Below are 18116 nucleotides of genomic sequence, written 5' to 3'. Positions count from 1 at the left end.
GTCTCGCTGCCGCTTTCCACCCGGAAGTGTTCTATAAAGAGGGTGGTTTCCTGACAACGAGATGTTTCCCCCATGAATGAACCGCTGAAAACCGTTGAGACGCGTTCTGCAAAGACGGCTTCCGAGGAAGCGCCTTCCACGCTTTATGCCAAACGCAAGAAGCTCTATGTCCGTTCCACCTCCGGCCCGTTCCAGCGGCTGCGGTGGTTCTTCGTCTTCCTCACGCAGGCGATTTTCTACGGTTTTCCGTGGCTCACCTGGAACGACCGCCAGGCCGTGCTCTTTCACCTGGTCGAGCGCAAGTTCTACCTCTTCGGATGGGTGTTCTGGCCGCAGGACGTCTTCTACCTCTCGCTCATTCTGATCCTTTCGGCCTACGCACTCTTTTTCTTTAGTGCCGTGGCGGGGCGGGTGTGGTGCGGCTATACTTGTCCGCAAACCGTCTATACCGAGATCTTCATGTGGTTCGAAGAGAAGATCGAGGGCGATCACATCAAGCGGCGTAAACTCGACGCCTCGCCTTGGACGATGGAGAAAATCCTCAAGCGCGGCACCAAATATGCGGTATGGATCCTTTTCTCCCTGATCACGGGTTTTACTCTGGTGAGCTATTTCACGCCGCAAAGGGAATTGTGGCATGAGCTGCTTTCCTGGAGCTTCGGCCCGTGGGAGACTTTCTGGATTTTCTTCTACGCCGGGTTTACCTTTCTGCTTGCCGGGGTGCTGCGTGAGCAGGTTTGCAAGTACATGTGTCCTTACGCCCGCTTCCAGGGCGTGATGTTCGACCCGGACACCCTCATCATCACGTACGATGCCGAGCGCGGCGAGCCGCGCGGGCCGCGCAAGAAAGGGGTCGATCCCCGTTCGCTGGGTCTGGGGGATTGCATCGACTGCGGCATCTGCGTGCAGGTCTGCCCCACGGGGATCGACATCCGTAATGGGTTGCAGTACGAATGTATCGCCTGTGCCGCCTGTATCGATGCCTGCAACCAGGTGATGGACAAGATGGGCTACCCTCGCGGACTCATCCGTTACACCACCGAAAACGCGATGGCGAATCATTGGGACCGCGCCCAGACCATCCGCCGTGCGCTGCGTCCGCGAGTGCTCATCTACGGCGTCATCCTCATCGTGGTGGCTTCGGTGCTCTTCTGGAAAATCGCCACGCGTCCCGACGTGCGCGTCGACGTGATGCGTGACCGGGCCTCGCTCGCGCGCGAGATCCGCGGCGGCTGGATCGAGAACGTCTATACGCTCAACATCATGAACATGGTCGAGCGTCCCCGGCGCTTCACCCTGACGGTAGGCGGTTTGCCCAACCTCAAACTCGAAGGTCCTGCGGAGTTCGACGTTCCTCCGGCCACGACCTTGCCGCTGACGGTGCAGGTGCAGGCGCCGGCAGGGACGGCGCCTGCCGGAACGCACAAAATCTATTTCGAGGTCAAGGTGGTGGGCGAGCCTGAAAACGTGACTCGAGAGCTGGCAACCTTCATCATTCCGGAGTAAGGCAATGGAAGCTCGGATGGATGCGCGCAATACATCTCGGTCGTTACCTTGGTATCGGCAGAAATGGCCGTGGCTGTTGATGTTGCCGCCGGCAGCTGCCGTGGTGGGTGGTTTCATCACCTTGTGGCTGGCGATCAAGACCTGGGATGGTTTGGTGGTCGACGATTATTACAAGGAAGGCTTGGCGATTCGCAAGACGATGGATCGTTCGCTCAAGGCGGGGGAACTCGGTCTCGTCGCGTACGTGAGTCTCGATGCCGAACGTCTGCGCCTGCATTTCGATGAGACGAGTGCCAAGACGAAACCTCCTTTCCTCATCGTAACCTTGAGCCACCCCACCCGGGCCGGTATGGACCAGGTGGTACATCTGGTGCGCGACGAGGGGCGCTACGTCGCACCGATTGCGCCGCTCATGCCTGGGCGGTGGTTGGTCCAGATAGAAGATGAGTCCCGCGAATGGCGTTTGAACGGGGCCGTGCATGTTCCCACAGAGAGCGAGGTGAAGATCGTACCGTTCGTACCTACGGAAGACTGAAAGGAGGGACGTGCCATGTCGGACGCACTGCGTGAATTGTTTTCTTCGGGGATCGGCTTGCTGAGCCTGTTCACCATCGCCTTCATCATCGTGATGGCTTTTTACATCTATCGCTACGTCAAGCAGCAGATCCAGCAGGAAGAGAAAACCGGCGCTACCTCTGCGGGGCAAGAGCAACACCGCTTGTCCTAGATGAGAAAAGGGCCGCCTTGAGGGCGGCCTTTTTCTCCCTCTAGAGGGGTGCAGGGGTCAGCGATAGACCAGTACCGGCAGCTTGCTGTGGGTGAGTACCTTTTGTGTCTCGCTGCCGAGCAGCAGGCTGGCGATGCCGCGGCGGCCGTGCGAGGCCATGAAGATGAGATCGCAGCCGTGGCGCTGGGCGCAATCGATGATCGCCTCCCACGGCGTGTCGCTCACCACGGTGTCGGTGTCGCACGGCACGTTTTCCTTTTCCGCCATCGCTTTGGCTTCGGCGAGGATCCGGTCGGCTTCTTCTTTGGCAGCGCGGCGGAATTGATCCGGCGTGGTCGGATCGATCAGGGCGCCTTCTCCATAGACGGGGAGCGGGAAATCCGGTTGGGCATAGAAAAAGGTGATTTTCGCGCCGATGCTTTTGGCAAAGGCGACGGCGCGCTCACAGGCACTGCGCGATAGATCCGAGCCGTCCGTCGGCACCAGAATGTGCTTGAACATCGTGCTCCCTCCTCGAGTAGGTTAACATCGGCTCATTATAACCACGCTCGGCCGAGGTGCAAGATGACGAAGAAAGGGCGGCGACCGGAGCAGGGTCGCGGAGACCATGGAGGACACGAGGCCGGAAGGGGACGTCGTCGCGAACCTCCCCATTTTTTGCGTCGCGCTCTCCCTTCCTTGCCCGAGGTGCGTTTCCTCGGAGGCGTGCAGGAAGTCACAGGGTCGTGTTACCACGTGGCGCTACCTAGTGGCGAATTTCTCGTCGAGTGCGGTATGTTCCAGGGGGGGCGCGAAGCGACGCGCAAGAATTTGGAAGCATTTGCGTTCGATCCGTGGGCGCTGCAGGCGGTGATCGTCACCCATGGGCATCTGGATCATTCCGGTTTGTTGCCGCGCCTGGTGGCTTTAGGCGCAAGGGCGCCGATCCATGTGACGGAAGCGACTGCCGACTTGTTGCGGGTGATGTTGCTCGACAGTGCCCACATCCAGGAAAAGGAATGGGAGTGGCTCTCGAAACAGTCGCACCGTACTCGCCGCCGTCTGATGGTCACCGATGCGCCGCTCTACACGGTGGCGCAGGCACAGGAGAGTTTGCGCTGGCTGCAGCGGCACGACTACGGCCGTTGGTTCCCGGTATTGCCGGGCGTGCGCGCGAGGTTTCATGAAGCAGGTCACATCCTGGGTTCGGCCATCGTCGAGCTGGAGCTCGAGCGCGGCGACGGGGCGCTGCGCCGCTGGGTCTTCAGCGGAGATCTGGGCATGCCCGGACGGCCCTTGGTACGCGACCCGGCGCTGATTCCGCAGGCCGATGTCGTCTGGGTCGAATCGACTTACGGCGATCGCGAGCATCGTCCGTGGGACGAGTCGGTCTCCGAGCTGGAGACGGTGCTGCGCGAGACTTTGCCGCGGGGCAACGTCGTAATCCCGGCCTTCGCCGTCGGCCGTACCCAGGAGATGATCCTCGTGCTCGCCGACTTGGTGCGCCGTGGTCGTTTGGGTTCGCTCAACGTGGTGGTCGACTCTCCCATGGCGGCCGAGGCGAGCGAGATTTCGGCGCGGCATCTCGAGTTGTGGAATGAGCCCAGCCGTGAACTCTTTTCTTGGATGCAGCGGCACCGTGACCGTTTTCGCCTGCGTTTCACGGCCAGCGTGGAGGAATCGATGGCGCTCAACAACGTGCGCTCGGGGCTGGTGATCGTTTCGGCCAGTGGCATGTGTGAGGCAGGTCGCATCAAATATCACCTAAAATACAATTTGCCCCGCCCTGAATGCGCCATCGTCATCGCCGGCTTCCAGGCGGCGGGCACCTTGGGGCGGCGTCTCGTCGATGGGGCGCAACAGGTGACGATCTTCGGGGAACGAATCGCGGTGCGCGCTAGTCTGCATACGATAGGGAGCATGTCGGCGCATGCCGACCGGCGCGGTCTGCTTGCTTGGTTGCGCGGTTTCCGGCATCCGCCGCAGCAGTGTTTCGTCACGCATGGTGAATCGGGGCAATCGCAAGCCTTCGCCCATACGATCCGCAGCGAGCTTGGGTGGTCCGAGGTCGAGATCCCGGTTCGCGGTCAGACGTGGCAGGATTTCTGGCAACGAGGAGGTCGTCATGGCTAGAAGTAGGGCACGCAATCCGCGGCAGGAGCCGCACGAGGAAGTGGAACGACGCATCGAGGAGATGCCTGAACAGGTGGCCGAGATCGTGCACCGGGCGATGGAGGGCAGTTTCGATCCTTTGGGTAACGTCGCCCCCATCCTGCATGCTCAGGTGCTGTGGGCCTTGCACCCGGTAGCACTGTGGTCGAAAGAGATCGAGCTGGGCAAGCGCAACGTGGCCTTGATGCGCTATGTCGCGCAGCGGCTCTCGGGGCAGGAGGCCGAGCCGCCCTTCGTGCCCGAACCTTACGACATTCGTTGGGACCATCCCGTATGGACTGAATCGGCCTGGTGGTCGGCGTTGCAGCAGGGCTATCTCGGCTGGGGGCAGTCTCTAGTCGAGATGATGCGCCAGACACCGGCGCTTGATGAGCGCGAGCGGCGCCGTGCCGTCTTCTGGACGGGAGAGCTCGTCAATGCCCTTGCGCCGACCAATTTTTTTTGGACCAACCCCAAGGCGCGTGAGTTGGCGGTCAAGACCTCTGGGTTGAGCCTCTTAGAGGGGCTCAAGAATTTCTTCGCCGACATGGCGGCAGGTTCCGTGCGCATGACACGTCCGGACGATTTCCACGTCGGCGTGAACCTCGCCACGACTCCAGGCGACGTAGTACACCGCAATTGGCTCGTGGAGGTCATCCGTTATGCGCCCACGAGGCCACAGGTGCATCGCCGTCCGGTGGTGATCGTGCCGCCGTGGATCAACAAGTTCTACGTGCTCGACCTCACGCCCGACAAGAGCTTGGTGAAGTATCTGTGCGACCAGGGGTTCGAAGTCTTCATCATTAGTTGGAAAAACCCCACACGCGAGATGGCCAACACGACCTTCGACGATTACCTCATGCAGGGAGTGGATGTGCTCGTCGAGACGGCGCGTTCGATCACCGGTGCCGACAAGGTCAATGCCGTGGGTTACTGCATCGGTGGTACGGCCTTGGCGAGCTACCTCGCGGTGATGAACCGCAAGGTGGGGGCAGAGGCTTGTCCCGTGGCGGATGCAACCTTCTTTACGACTCTCGTCGATTTCTCCGCCCCGGGCGACATCGAGGTCTTCATCGATCCGGCCACGGTCGATTTTCTCTGCCGCAAGATGCAGATCGACGGCTACTTGCGTGGCGAGGACATGGCCGAGGCGTTCCGTTTGTTGCGCTCCAACAGCCTCATCTGGCGCTACATCGTGCACGGTTGGCTCTATGGCGAGGAGCCGGCGCCCTTCGACGTGCTCTACTGGAACATGGATCCGACGCGTATGCCGGCGAAGATGCACTGCTGGTATCTGCGCGAATTTTATCTCAACAACCGCCTCATACAGCCCGACGCACTGACCCTGGCGGGCGTTCCCGTGGATCTGCGTCAGATCGTGCAGCCGGTCTATGCCGTAGGCACCGAAGACGATCACATCGCGCCGTGGCAGCAGACCTTCAAGCTGATGCGACATGTTCGTGGCCCGCGGCGCTATGTGCTGTCGAGCTCGGGGCACATCCTGGGTATCATCAACCCACCGAAGAATCCACCCAAACGCAAATATTGGGCGAGCGATCTCTCCGATCCGGTACCGAGGGCCGATTCCTGGCTCAAGTCGGCACCCGAGCATCCCAACAGCTGGTGGGAGGATTGGGTCGCCTGGCTCAGGCCGCAGGCGGGCGAGATGGTGGCACCGAAGGACCCGGCGAGCGTGCCTTCGCTCGGCAAGGCGCCGGGAAGCTACGTGCTCGAACGCTGACGGCGCGCCGGTTCGTGTTTAGTGAGACAGGGGCGCCTGGATGAGACCGCGCAGGCGCTCCCGGTCGCACAGGCGGATGTTTTTGTGCTGCACCTCGATGAGCCCTTCTTCCTGGAAGTGCGACAGGGTGCGGGAGACCGTCTCGAGTTTGAGCCCGAGGTAAGAGCCGATTTCTTCGCGCGTCATCCGTAGCCGGAATTCCGTGCCCGAGAAACCGCGGGCGGCGAAGCGCTGCGCCAGGTTGAGCAGGAAGGCAGCGAGCCGCTCTTCGGCACGCATGGTGCCGAGCAGCATCATGACGCTTTGTTCGCGCACGATCTCGCGCGAGAGTACTTTGTGAAACTGCGCTTGAAGTCCGTGGATCTCGCGTGCGAGTGCTTCGAGTCGGGCGTATTCGATCACGCAGACTTCGCTGTCTTCGAGTGCGATGGCGCTGACGACGTGCTGCCCCGTGCTGATGCCGTCCAGCCCCAGCAGCTCGCCGGTCATCTGGAATCCGGTGACCTGCTCCCGGCCATCCTCGAGCACGATGGTGGTCTTGAACGAACCGGCGCGGATGGCATAGAGCGCCTGAAACGGCATACGCGTCTCGTAGAGGGCCTGATGGCGCCGCAGCTTGCGGCGCGTGCCAACGAGCTCTTCGATGCGGGCGACGTCTTCTTCGCTCAACCCGACCGGCAGGCACAGTTCCATCAGGTTGCACTGGGAGCAAGCCACGCGCAACTGGCGCAGAGTGGGCGGAAGTTGGAGGTCCATTGTGCTTCTCTGGGGGAAAAGGAAACGTTTTCGTTGATGACGGTCAACCTGTCGTCGGCCGTTTCGTGCCATATTATGAGAATCTAACGCAGGAAAACCAGGTGGGCGTCCGTCCATGAATGCCACGATGCAAGAAATCCATCGCCTCGTCGTCGATCCGGAGCTGATCCGCCGATTCGACATCAGCGGGCCGCGCTATACTTCCTATCCAACGGCGGATCGCTTCGTCGAAGCCTTCGGGCCGGCCCAGTACGCGCGCTGGCTCGGCAGCCGCGAAGTGGGGGGTTTGAACCGGCCGCTGTCATTATACGTGCACATTCCCTTCTGCAATACGATTTGTTACTATTGCGCTTGCAACAAGATCATCACCAAGGATCATTCCCGCAGCGCCCGCTATCTCGATTTCCTCGAGCGCGAGATCGGACTCGTCGATCGCCATCTGGCCGGCGGCCGTGAAGTCACCCAGCTGCATCTGGGAGGTGGTACGCCCACTTTCCTTGCCGAAGACGAGATGCGCCGATTGATGGCGGCGATCCGGTCGCGTTTCCAGCTCGCCGAGCACGGTGAATTTTCCATCGAAGTCGACCCGCGCAAAGTCGATGCGGCGCAGGTAGCTCTGCTCGCCGAGCTCGGGTTCAATCGCATGAGCATCGGGGTACAGGACTTCGACCCGCTGGTCCAGGCGGCGGTCAATCGTATCCAGAGTTTCGACGAAACGGCGGCGGTGCTGGAGGCGGCGCGCGAAAACGGCTTCAAGTCGGTGAGCATGGATCTCATCTATGGCTTGCCGCACCAGACGGTGGAGCGCTTTGCCGCCACGCTCGAACGGGTGATCGAACTCTCGCCCGATCGCCTCTCGCTCTACAGCTATGCCCACCTGCCGCGGCTCTTCAAGCCGCAGCGGCGCATCGAGGAGTCGGCGCTGCCCACGGCGGCCGACAAGCTCGGCATCATGAAGTACGCCATCGAGCGTCTGGTCGATGCCGGTTACGTCTATATCGGGATGGATCACTTCGCCAAGCCCGACGACGAGCTGACGATCGCCCAGCAGCAGGGGCGGTTGCACCGCAATTTCCAAGGATATTCGACCCAGGCCGAGTGCGACATGATCGCTTTCGGCATTTCCTCCATCAGCAAACTGGGGGCGATCTACGCGCAGAATCACAAGACGGAGGAAGATTACTACGACGCCCTCGAGCGGGGTGAGCTGCCGGTGCTGCGCGGGGTGGAACTGACTGCCGACGACGTGCTGCGTCGCTCCATCATTCAGGCGTTGATGTGCCATTTCGAGCTGTCGATCGAGTCGATCGAGATCGCGCATCTCATCGAGTTTCGCCGCTACTTCGCCCCGGAATTGCACGACTTGGAGCGCATGGCCGAGGCGGGGCTGGTGGAGATCGGGGATCGCTGGATCACGGTGCTGCCGCCGGGGCGGCTGCTGGTGCGGGCGATCGCCATGGTGTTCGACCGTTATCTGCGCCACGATCGCGAGCGGGCGCGCTATTCGCGCGTGATCTGAGGCGGCGGCGTGGCTTGGAACGGTTTTCTCGCGGTCTTCCTCATCGGGCTCCTGGGCGGGGTGCACTGCCTCGGCATGTGCGGCGGTATCGTCGGCGCCTTGTCGCTGCAGACGGCGCAGGGGGCGAAGTGGCCGCTGCATCTGGCCTACAACTTCGGCCGCATCACCACCTACACGCTGCTCGGCGCGGTGCTGGGCTGGCTGGGGGCCATCGGCGGAATGCTGGAAGGGGTGCTGCCGGTACAGCTTACGCTCTACGTGCTCGCCAATCTCATGTTGGTGGCCATGGGGCTCTATTTTCTCGGCCAGACGCGCTGGCTCGCTCCCTTCGAGCGCGCCGGGCATCGGCTGTGGCGGTGGGTGCAGCCGGCCACACGCCGTTTCCTGCCGGTGCGTTCGGTGGCGCAGGCGTTTCCGCTCGGTCTGTTGTGGGGATTCCTGCCCTGTGGACTCGTCTATAGCGTGCTCGCGACGGCGCTGCTTGCGGGTGACGGGGTGCGCGGTGCCGGGGTGATGCTCGCGTTCGGTTTGGGCACGTTGCCGAATCTGCTCGCCGCGGGGCTGCTGTTGCGGCGCTTTCGCGACCTGGCAGGACGCCCCTGGGTGCGCAGCGCTGCGGGCCTGCTGGTGGTCGCTTTCGGGCTGCTCGGTCTGTGGCGCGCGCCGCAGCTCGGTGGAATGATCTGGCAGGGCGTGGTCTGTCACCCCTGAAGCCGCGAAGGGGCGTTATATAATCCTCCTCCAGTCGAGCCGGTCGCGCCGGCCAGGGTTTTTTTGTACGAGGGAGGAGTTTCCATGGCTTTCGAACGCGTTTCCGCCGGCAAGGACGTGCCCAACGACATCAACGTCATCATCGAGATCCCGGCACAGTCCGATCCGATCAAATTCGAGGTGGACAAGGATAGCGGCGCCATTTTCGTCGACCGTTTCATGGGCACGACGATGCGCTATCCGCTCAATTATGGCTACGTGCCGCACACGGTGGCCGGGGATGGCGATCCGGTCGACGTGCTCGTGGTCACACCGTTTCCGCTGCAGCCGGGGGTGGTGATCCGCTGCCGTCCGGTGGGTTTGCTGAAGATGGAAGACGAATCGGGCGTCGATGCCAAGGTGGTGGCGGTGCCGGTGTCCAAGCTCACGCCGCTCTACGACAAGGTGCACTCGCTCGAGGATCTGCCGGAGCTCCTGCTGAAACAGACCGTGCATTTCTTCGAGCACTACAAGGATCTGGAGCCGGGCAAGTGGGTCAAGGTGCTCGGCTGGGCGGGCGTGGAGGAGGCCAAGCAGGAGATCCTCGCCGGCGTGAAGAACGCCTCGTCGGCCAAGTAGGCAGTGCGTAGAGGATGAGCGCACTGCGCCTGGGCTTGGCCCAGATCGATCCGGTGGTGGGCGATTTTGCCTACAATGAATCCCTCATTGCCGGAGCATTCACGCGGCTCGCCGCCCAGGGCGCGGAGCTCGTCCTCACCCCCGAGCTCGCCCTGAGCGGTTATCCGCCCGAAGATCTGCTGTTGCGCCCCGACTTTTATCGCGCAGCGCGGCGCCATCTGGAATCTTTGGCGGTGCATACGGCTGCTGGGCCGGCGCTGCTCGTCGGCGTGCCCTGGGTCGACGAGGGCGGGCGATTCAATGCGGCGGCGCTGCTGCGCGGCGGCCGTATCGAGGGGATCTATCGCAAGCGCCGCTTGCCGAACTACGCCGTCTTCGACGAGAAACGTTACTTCTGCGCTGGCAATGAGCCCTTCGTCTTCACCCACCAAGGCGTGCGGGTGGGGGTGGTGATCTGCGAGGATGCCTGGTCGGCAGGGCCGGTAGAAGAGACGGTGGCGCAGGGCGCAGAGCTCGTCGTGGCGCTCAACGCTTCGCCCTACCACCAGCAGAAGTGGCGTGAGCGGCAAGCCGTGATCGCCGAGCGGGTCCGGGCTTCCGGCCGGGCGCTGCTCTACGCCAATCTGGTGGGGGGGCAGGATGAGCTCGTCTTCGACGGCGCTTCCTTCGCGATCGACGCGCAAGGCGCCTTGGCTTGGCAGGGACCGTTCTTCGCCGAGAACGAGGCGGTGATCGAGTGGCGTGAGGGGTATTGGCGGCCGCATGCGCCTTCCTTCGAGCCCTTGCCGCCGGAAGAGGAGCTTTATCGGGCGCTGGTGTCGGGGGTGCGCGATTACCTCGGCAAGAACGGTTTCCCCGGCGCGATCATCGGGCTCTCCGGTGGTATCGATTCGGCGCTCACGCTGTGCCTCGCGGTCGACGCCTTGGGGCCGGAGCGCGTGCGCGCCGTGATGCTGCCTTCGCCCTATACGGCGGCGATGAGCCTGGAAGACGCCGCGACGCTCGCTGCCCGGCTCGGAGTGCGCTACGACGTCATTCCCATCGAGCCAGCGATGAACACGTTCGCAGCGATGCTGGAGCCTTTCTTCGCCGGCTTGCCGCCGGATACCACCGAAGAGAACCTGCAGTCGCGCATCCGCGGGGTGCTTCTGATGGCGCTTTCCAACAAGACCGGGGCGTTGGTGCTCACCACCGGCAACAAGAGCGAGATGGCCACCGGCTACGCCACGCTCTACGGCGACATGGCAGGCGGCTTTGCCGTGCTCAAGGACGTGTATAAGACTCAGGTGTATCGGCTCGCGCGTTGGTGCAACCGCCATGGTGAGGTGATCCCCGAGCGTATCATTACGCGCCCTCCTTCGGCCGAGCTCAAGCCCGATCAATGCGACCAGGATTCCTTGCCGCCTTATGAAGTGCTCGATCAGATCATCGAGCGCTACATGGAGTGGGAATGCTCGCCCCGTGAGATCATCGCTGCTGGGTTCGACGCTGCGGCGGTGCGGCGCACCGTGACGCTGTTGAAACGTAGCGAATACAAACGGCGCCAGGCGCCGATCGGCGTACGGGTGAGCCGCCGTGCTTTCGGGCGCGACTGGCGCTATCCCATCACGGCGCGCTATGCCGACGAATACGACGAGGAGAGCGGATCATGAAGAAGATCGAAGCGATCATCAAGCCGTTCAAGCTCGACGAGGTGCGCGAGGCGCTCTCCGAGATCGGAGTGAGTGGTCTGACCGTCACCGAGGTCAAGGGATTCGGCCGCCAGAAAGGGCATACGGAACTCTACCGCGGTGCCGAATACGTGGTCGATTTCCTGCCGAAGATCAAAGTGGAGGTGGTCGTCACCGACGACCGCGTCGCCCAGGTGGTCGACGTCATCATGGAGACGGCGCGCACCGGCAAGATCGGCGACGGCAAGATCTTCGTGCTGCCGGTCGAACAGGTGATCCGCATTCGCACCGGTGAGACCGACGGCAACGCCATTTGAGGCGGGTCATTCCCGCGGGGCGCGCAGCAGCACGATGAGCGCGCCGCTGCCGCCGCGCGCCGGCGGAGCTTCGCAGAAAGCGAGGATCTCGTCGCGCTGCGCGAGCCAGCGCCGCGACAGGTGGCGCAGCACGGAAAAGCCGCCCGGCGAGCGCAGCCCCTTGCCGTGGATGACGCGGATGCAGCGCAGCCCTTGGCGCCGGGCGCGGGCGAGGTAGGCCGAGAGCGCCTCGCGTGCTTCGAGCCGCGTGAGGCCATGCAGGTCGACTTCGCCTTGCAGGGCCCAGCGGCTGCGCCGCAGGTCGATGAGCACTCGCCGCGGCACGCCGGGGCGCAGGAAGTGGGTGCTCTCGTCGGCTTCCAGCCAATCTTCGAGTTCCAGCGGGGCGAGCAGCTCCTCGGCGAGGATGGTGCGCTCGTCGGCGAGCTTTTGCCGCGGCACCGGCGCCGGGCGCGGGCGCTCGGGCTCCACCCGCGGGGGGAACGTAAGCGGGCGAACGCCCTCGCGCCAATCCGCTTCTTCGGGGATCGACTTCGAGGGCGCGGCGCCGACCCGGGGCGAGCCCTGTTTTTTGAGCTCGACCAAAGGTGCCGCCCAGGCCGGAGGACGCGGGCGGGCCATCGGACTTAGCTTCCCAGACCGTCGAGGTAGCGCTCGGCATCGAGCGCCGCCATGCAGCCCGTGCCGGCGCTGGTCACGGCCTGGCGATAGACTTGATCTTGCACGTCGCCGGCGGCGAAAACTCCTTCGATCGAGGTGGCCGTGGCGTTGCCATGGCGACCGCCACGCGTGACGATGTAGCCATTTTCCATGTCGAGCTGGCCGACGAAGAGCTCCGTGTTGGGCTTGTGTCCGATGGCGATGAATACGCCCTTGACGGGAATCTCTCGCGTGCTGCCGTCGACCACGTGCTTGACACGGATGCCGGTCACGCCGGAGTCGTCGCCCAGGATTTCATCCACCACGCTGTCGAGTACCAATTCGATCTTGCCGGCGGCGACTTTCTCCATGAGTTTGTCGACCATGATCTTCTCGGCACGGAACTGCTGACGGCGATGCACGACGGTGACCTTGCGCGCGATGTTGGCGAGATAGAGCGCTTCTTCGACGGCGGTGTTGCCGCCACCGATCACGGCGACGTCCTCATTCTTGTAGAAGAACCCGTCGCAGGTGGCGCAGGCCGACACGCCCCGGCCCATGAACTTTTCCTCGGACGGCAAGCCGAGGTACTTGGCGGTGGCGCCGGTGGCGATGATGAGTGCGTCGCACGTGTAGCTGCCGGCATCGCCTTCGAGACGGAATGGGCGTTGCGTGAGGTCGGCCGTGTGGATGTGGTCGAACACGATGTCGGTACCGAAGCGGCGGGCGTGTTTCTCGAAACGTTCCATGAGTTCCGGCCCTTGAACGCCCTCGGGCTCGGCTGGCCAGTTGTCCACCTCGGTAGTGGTCATGAGCTGGCCGCCTTGCGCGAGCCCGGTGATGAGAACGGGCTCGAGGTTGGCGCGTGCGGCGTAGATGGCGGCGGTGTAGCCGGCGGGGCCGGAACCGAGGATGAGAAGGCGGCAGTGACGGGTACTCATGCGAAGGCTCCGAAAAAATGAACGAGCAGGGTACAGGGATGCGGCGCTCGTGGCTGATTATAGAATGCTTACGCTTGCACTTGTCCGTGACCATCGAGGGGGGATGAGGGCTGGCGTATAATTTTCCTTCCTTTTCCTGCGGTACGGCCTCGCTGATGAACTGGACCGCCTCGTTGCGTTCTTCCCGTCGCCTGCGGGAACTCGTCTGGGTGCTGCTCGCCGCACTCGGCGTCTATTTCGCCTTGATCCTCATCGGGTATTCGCCTGCCGATCCGGGATGGTCCCGCGATGCGGCGGTGGAGTCCATCGCCAACCCCGGAGGGCGGGTCGGGGCCTGGCTGGCGGACCTCTTCTTGTCGCTGTTCGGTATCTCCGCCTGGTGGATGCTCGCTTTTGCGGTACGAGGGTTGTGGTCCGCCTGGCGCTTGTGGCACGGGCTCGAGGGGCCCAAACGGGGCTGGAGGGCGTCTTTTGCAGTGGCATCCGCTGGCTTGTTCCTCTTGTTGCTGTCCAGTAGCGCGCTGGAAGCCTTGCGCTTTCATACCCACACTTTCTCTTTGCCTCAGGGTTCGGGCCCGGGAGGAGTGATCGGGATGACGCTCGCCGAGACGATTGCCCGCGAATTCGGTTTTACCGGCGGCACCTTGCTTTTGCTCGCGCTGTGGATGGCCGGCATCAGCTTGGCCTTCGGGATGTCCTGGCTCGATGCCTGTGAGCGCGTTGGTGGAGGGGTGGAAGGGCTCATCACTCGATTGCAGCGGCATTGGGAACGGCAACGGGCCGCGGCGCCCGGCGGAGGGGGCGGATTCGTTTCAGCGCCGGTCAACGAGGAGGGAATGGGTCAGTCCTGGCGTCGGCAATGGGGGCGGTTCCTTTCGTGGACCAGCGCATGGCGCGAGCGCTGGGCTGCGCGGCGTACTTCCTCGGTGCGAAGCAGCGTACCGCCGCGGGTCGAACCGAGCTTGGGGGTAGGAACAGACCGATCGGCGGAGGGGCTGGGCGTTTCCGTGCCGAAAATGCCCGTTCGCACCGCGGAGCGCCGATCCGAAGTGGAGCGGAAGGCTTCGACGAGCAAGCGTGCCGAGCGTGCGCGGAGCCGCCCTGCCGAGGTGTCTGAGTCTGGGGTGGCGCTTGCGCCACAGCCTCCGCTCGATTTACTCGATGCGCCGACACCGGCGGCGGTGTCGGTGAGCGCCGAGACGATGGCGGCCACGGCCCAGCTCATCGAGAGCAAGCTCGCCGAGTTCGGCGTACGCGTGCAGGTGGTCGGAACGATTCCCGGTCCGGTGGTGACGCGCTACGAAATCGAGCCGGCCACGGGGGTGAAGGGGGCGCAGATCGTCAATCTGGCCAAGGATCTGGCGCGGGCGCTGTCGCTCGTGTCGATCCGCGTGGTCGAGATCGTCCCGGGGAAATCGTGCATGGCGCTCGAAGTACCCAACCCGAAACGCCAGATCGTGCGTCTGAGCGAAGTGCTCGATTCGCGCGCCTATCGCGAGATGGCCTCGCCCCTGACGCTGTGTCTGGGCAAGGACATCGCGGGACAGCCGGTGGTGGCGGATCTGGCCAAGATGCCGCACCTGCTGGTGGCTGGGACCACCGGCTCGGGCAAGTCGGTCGGCATCAACGCGATGATCCTGTCGCTCATCTACAAATCGACGCCGGAACGGGTGCGCCTCATCATGGTCGACCCGAAGATGCTGGAACTGTCGATCTACGAAGGGATCCCGCACCTGCTCGCGCCGGTGGTCACCGACATGCGGCTCGCGGCCCAGGCGCTCGACTGGTGCGTGGGCGAGATGGAGCGGCGCTACAAGCTGATGGCCGCGCTGGGGGTGCGCAACATCGCTGGCTACAACGCCTTGCTCGAGCGGGCGCGGCATGACGGCGAATACCTCGGCAATCCCTTCTCGCTCACGCCGGACGCGCCCGAACCGCTGGAAAGCATGCCCTATATCGTCGTCGTGGTCGACGAGCTCGCCGATCTGATGATGGTGGTGGGCAAGCGCATCGAGGAGCTCATCGCCCGGCTCGCGCAGAAGGCTCGAGCGGCCGGCATCCACCTCATCCTCGCGACGCAGCGCCCTTCGGTGGATGTGATCACCGGCCTCATCAAGGCCAACGTGCCCACGCGCATCGCTTTTCAGGTTTCTTCCAAAGTGGATTCGCGCACCATCCTCGACCAGATGGGGGCCGAGACTTTGCTCGGTATGGGGGATATGCTCTATCTTGCACCCGGAACTGGTCTGCCGCGCCGGGTGCATGGGGCTTTCGTCGCCGACGACGAGGTGCATCGGGTGGTCGAATACCTCAAGCGGCTCGGACCGCCCCAGTACATCGAGGCGGTGCTTGCTGAACCCGAGGAGGGGGAAGAGAACCTCGAAGGTTCGGATGGAGGGGAAGAGGACGATCCCTTGTACGATCAGGCAGTAGAGGTGGTGCTGCGCACGCGCCGGCCTTCGATCTCGCTGGTGCAGCGGCATCTGCGCATCGGGTACAACCGGGCGGCGCGGCTCATCGAGGCGATGGAACGCGCAGGGCTGGTGTCGCCGCCGGAGCACAACGGCAACCGCCAGGTGCTGGTGCCGGCGCGGGGAGAAGAGGTGTGAAAAAAGTTTTCGCAGGATGGGCGCTCGCGCTGTGGGCGATATGCCATATCGAAATGACCGCCGCGCAACCGAATGTGGCCGGGGAGGCGGTGCGGCGGCTCGAATCCTTCGTGACGCAGACGAGTGCGGCCCAGGGACGTTTCCGTCAGGAGGTGCTCGACCCGCAGGGGAGGGTGGTGCAACGCGCCGAAGGGCGTTTCGTCTATGAGCGGCCGAGCCGTTTCCGCTGGGAGGTAACGGCACCGGCACGCCAGCTGGTGGTGAGCGACGGCAAGACCGTGCAGGTGTGGGACGCAGATCTGGAGCAAGTGGTGGTGACGCCGCTCGCGCAGGCGCTCTCCGGCTCACCGGTGGCAATCCTGGCGGACGCCCAGGCCGTGCACCGCGAGTTCGCCCCGGAAGGGGGGCAAGTGGAAGGGGATCACTGGGCGGTGCGCCTGCGGGCGCGCTCGGGGGAGGCCGGCATCGTGCGCGTCGTGGTCGAAGGCATGGGAGAGCGGCTGCTGCGCATGCGCCTCGAGGATCATTTCGGCCAGACGAGTGAGATCACGTTCACCGAATTCCAGCGGGCCTGGTCGGTGCCGCCGGCCGAGTTCGCTTTCACTGCGCCGCCCGGCACCAAGGTGCTGGAAAACCATCCGGGGCGGCGATGAGCGGGGAGGCGCGCGCGCCGCTCGCCGAGCGCATGCGTCCGCAGCACCTCGACGAGGTGGTGGGGCAGGAGCATCTGCTCGGTCCGGGCAAGCCGCTGCGGGTTGCCTGGGAGCAGGGGCGGCTTTTTTCCATGATCCTGTGGGGACCGCCCGGGGTGGGGAAGACGACGCTCGCGCGCTTGCTCGCGCAGGCGGTGGGCGCACGCTTCATTGCCCTGTCGGCCGTCATGGCGGGGGTGAAAGAGATCCGCGCGGCGATCGACGAAGCCCGTGCCGAGCGCGAGCGCGGCGGCACGACAGTGCTCTTCGTCGATGAAGTGCACCGCTTCAACAAGGCGCAGCAGGACGCATTCCTGCATCAGGTCGAAGAAGGCTTGGTGACCTTCATCGGGGCCACCACCGAGAACCCTTCCTTCGAGGTCAATTCGGCGCTGCTGTCGCGCACCACCGTGTTGCGGCTCGAACCCCTGGATGCAACGGCACTCACGACGCTGCTCGCGCGTGCCGAGGCGCGTTTTCCCGAGGAGGCGGTGCCTTTGGACGAGGCGGCGCGCGCCATGCTAGTCGAACTCGCCGATGGGGATGCGCGGCGGCTGTTGAACGACGTGGAGTGGCTGTGGCAGGCGGCCCGGGCCCGGGGGCAGGCGGTGATCGACGTGCCGTTCGCGCGTTCGGTGATGGGCGAGCGGCTGCGGCGCTTCGACAAGGGGGGCGACGCCTTCTACGACCAGATTTCGGCCCTGCACAAGGCGGTGCGCGGCTCCGACCCCGACGCCGCGCTCTACTGGTTCGTGCGCATGCTCGACGGCGGTGCCGATCCGCTCTATCTGGGGCGGCGCATCGTGCGCATGGCGAGCGAAGACGTGGGCCTTGCCGATCCGCGCTCGCTCACGCTCGCGCTCGATGCCTGCGCTGCTTACGAACGGTTGGGGTCGCCCGAAGGGGAACTGGCGCTTGCCGAGGCGGTGGTGTACCTGGCCTGCGCGCCGAAATCGAACGCCGTGTACCTTGCCTACAACGCGGCGCGTGCCTTCGTGCGTCAGGACGGCTCGCGCCCGGTACCGCTGCATCTGCGCAACGCCCCGACCCGGCTCATGAAAGAACTCGGTTTCGGCAAAACCTACCGCTATCCCCACGACGAGCCCGAAGGCTACGCCGCCGGCGAGCGCTATTTTCCCGACGGCATGACGCCGCAGCGCTGGTACCGCCCGGTCGATCGGGGGCTGGAGGCGAAGATCCTCGCCAAACTGGAGCACCTGCGCGAACTGGATGCGCAGGCGCAACGGCGCCGCTCATGAACCGGCGTTGGCAGGGGTGTGCAAGGGGTGATCGGCGAGCAGCCGCTTGCAGGCCTGATGGGCGCGTTGGGCTTTGGTGGCGTCACCTTGCGCCAAGGCGCGCTCGGCGATCTCGAGCAGCCAGTTGGTCAGCACGACGATGCCTTCGTCGGATTGGGTGAGGCTGCAGGCGATGAGGCCGGCGGCTTCGGCGGGAAGATCATGGTGCTCGGCCAGCAGCCCGATTTCTTCTTCGGTGAGGCTGCAGTAGTCGAGGCAGTCGCGTAAGGTCAGCATGGCGC

The 18116-nt window shown here is 64.0% G+C and carries 18 protein-coding genes; 13 read left to right on the top strand and 5 right to left on the bottom strand.

Translation table 11 applies throughout. The features are described from left to right. Positions 1–72 precede the first annotated feature (72 nt). The 3 genes from ccoG to H607_RS13130 are packed head-to-tail and all read left to right on the top strand — an operon-like array spanning position 73 to position 2233. The gene (gene ccoG, locus H607_RS0107685; protein ID WP_028874956.1) at positions 73–1506 is read left to right on the top strand and encodes a cytochrome c oxidase accessory protein CcoG; all 1434 of its coding nucleotides are present in this window, start codon (positions 73–75) and stop codon (positions 1504–1506) included. A 16-nt stretch (positions 1507–1522) separates the two neighbouring features. Further along, positions 1523–2041 (top strand): FixH family protein, encoded by a 519-nt coding sequence (locus tag H607_RS0107680; RefSeq protein ID WP_028874955.1) that lies wholly within the window; start codon positions 1523–1525, stop codon positions 2039–2041. A gap of 15 nt (positions 2042–2056) precedes the next feature. Continuing rightward, positions 2057–2233, top strand: coding sequence for a DUF3149 domain-containing protein (locus H607_RS13130; protein WP_083961985.1), 177 nt, complete (start codon positions 2057–2059; stop codon positions 2231–2233). A 57-nt stretch (positions 2234–2290) separates the two neighbouring features. Here H607_RS13130 and H607_RS12200 read toward each other — a convergent pair whose 3' ends face one another. Continuing rightward, positions 2291–2734, bottom strand: coding sequence for a universal stress protein (locus H607_RS12200; protein ID WP_037990020.1), 444 nt, complete (start codon positions 2732–2734; stop codon positions 2291–2293). A 186-nt stretch (positions 2735–2920) separates the two neighbouring features. On the opposite strand from H607_RS12200, the gene H607_RS0107665 reads away from it, so the two are divergent. Together H607_RS0107665 and H607_RS0107660 are read left to right on the top strand one after the other, a co-directional pair. Beyond that, the gene (locus tag H607_RS0107665; protein ID WP_245563177.1) at positions 2921–4345 is read left to right on the top strand and encodes an MBL fold metallo-hydrolase RNA specificity domain-containing protein; all 1425 of its coding nucleotides are present in this window, start codon (positions 2921–2923) and stop codon (positions 4343–4345) included. Next, complete coding sequence (locus tag H607_RS0107660; protein WP_211218511.1) at positions 4338–6104, top strand: PHA/PHB synthase family protein; 1767 nt, start codon at positions 4338–4340, stop codon at positions 6102–6104. Before H607_RS0107665 ends, H607_RS0107660 begins: the two co-directional genes overlap by 8 nt. Before the next feature lie 18 nt (positions 6105–6122). Here H607_RS0107660 and fnr read toward each other — a convergent pair whose 3' ends face one another. Beyond that, complete coding sequence (gene fnr / locus H607_RS0107655) at positions 6123–6860, bottom strand: fumarate/nitrate reduction transcriptional regulator Fnr (protein ID WP_028874952.1); 738 nt, start codon at positions 6858–6860, stop codon at positions 6123–6125. Positions 6861–6975: 115 nt separating this feature from the next. Here fnr and hemN point away from each other — a divergent pair, with 115 nt between their 5' ends. The 5 genes from hemN (at position 6976) to H607_RS0107630 (ending at position 11695) form a co-directional block, all read left to right on the top strand. Further along, positions 6976–8379: an oxygen-independent coproporphyrinogen III oxidase gene (hemN, locus tag H607_RS0107650; protein WP_211218510.1), complete on the top strand. Its 1404-nt coding sequence runs from the start codon at positions 6976–6978 to the stop codon at positions 8377–8379. A gap of 9 nt (positions 8380–8388) precedes the next feature. Next, a complete protein-coding gene (locus H607_RS0107645) occupies positions 8389–9090 on the top strand; it encodes a sulfite exporter TauE/SafE family protein (RefSeq protein WP_028874950.1) in 702 nt (233 codons plus the stop codon). Positions 9091–9174: 84 nt separating this feature from the next. After that, positions 9175–9708: an inorganic diphosphatase gene (ppa, locus tag H607_RS0107640; RefSeq protein WP_028874949.1), complete on the top strand. Its 534-nt coding sequence runs from the start codon at positions 9175–9177 to the stop codon at positions 9706–9708. Between the two features lie 14 nt (positions 9709–9722). Continuing rightward, a complete protein-coding gene (locus tag H607_RS0107635) occupies positions 9723–11360 on the top strand; it encodes an NAD+ synthase (protein WP_028874948.1) in 1638 nt (545 codons plus the stop codon). Beyond that, positions 11357–11695 carry a P-II family nitrogen regulator gene (locus H607_RS0107630; RefSeq protein ID WP_028874947.1) on the top strand — a complete coding sequence of 113 codons (339 nt, stop codon included), beginning with the start codon at positions 11357–11359 and terminating at the stop codon, positions 11693–11695. Before H607_RS0107635 ends, H607_RS0107630 begins: the two co-directional genes overlap by 4 nt. Before the next feature lie 6 nt (positions 11696–11701). Here H607_RS0107630 and H607_RS0107625 read toward each other — a convergent pair whose 3' ends face one another. After that, complete coding sequence (locus tag H607_RS0107625; RefSeq protein ID WP_051240758.1) at positions 11702–12316, bottom strand: Smr/MutS family protein; 615 nt, start codon at positions 12314–12316, stop codon at positions 11702–11704. A 5-nt stretch (positions 12317–12321) separates the two neighbouring features. Beyond that, positions 12322–13275 (bottom strand): thioredoxin-disulfide reductase, encoded by a 954-nt coding sequence (trxB, locus tag H607_RS0107620; RefSeq protein ID WP_028874945.1) that lies wholly within the window; start codon positions 13273–13275, stop codon positions 12322–12324. A gap of 155 nt (positions 13276–13430) precedes the next feature. Between trxB and H607_RS13700 the strand changes: the two genes are divergently transcribed. From H607_RS13700 to H607_RS0107605, 3 genes are read left to right on the top strand one after another with little or no spacing between them, the layout of a single operon-like run. After that, positions 13431–15884 (top strand): DNA translocase FtsK, encoded by a 2454-nt coding sequence (locus H607_RS13700; RefSeq protein WP_028874944.1) that lies wholly within the window; start codon positions 13431–13433, stop codon positions 15882–15884. Next, positions 15881–16537 (top strand): outer membrane lipoprotein periplasmic chaperone LolA, encoded by a 657-nt coding sequence (gene lolA / locus H607_RS12195; protein WP_051240757.1) that lies wholly within the window; start codon positions 15881–15883, stop codon positions 16535–16537. The genes H607_RS13700 and lolA overlap by 4 nt, the downstream gene beginning before the upstream one ends. After that, positions 16534–17835: a replication-associated recombination protein A gene (locus tag H607_RS0107605; RefSeq protein WP_028874943.1), complete on the top strand. Its 1302-nt coding sequence runs from the start codon at positions 16534–16536 to the stop codon at positions 17833–17835. Before lolA ends, H607_RS0107605 begins: the two co-directional genes overlap by 4 nt. On the opposite strand, the gene H607_RS0107600 is transcribed toward H607_RS0107605, so the two are convergent. Continuing rightward, the gene (locus tag H607_RS0107600) at positions 17830–18111 is read right to left on the bottom strand and encodes a hypothetical protein (protein ID WP_028874942.1); all 282 of its coding nucleotides are present in this window, start codon (positions 18109–18111) and stop codon (positions 17830–17832) included. The genes H607_RS0107605 and H607_RS0107600 overlap by 6 nt on opposite strands. Between the last annotated feature and the right edge of the window lie 5 nt (positions 18112–18116).

This window comes from Tepidiphilus margaritifer DSM 15129, from assembly GCF_000425565.1.
In the GTDB taxonomy this organism is placed as follows: domain Bacteria; phylum Pseudomonadota; class Gammaproteobacteria; order Burkholderiales; family Rhodocyclaceae; genus Tepidiphilus; species Tepidiphilus margaritifer.
Note: the sequence above shows the minus strand (reverse complement) of the source record. Positions and strands in the feature narration are given on the sequence as shown.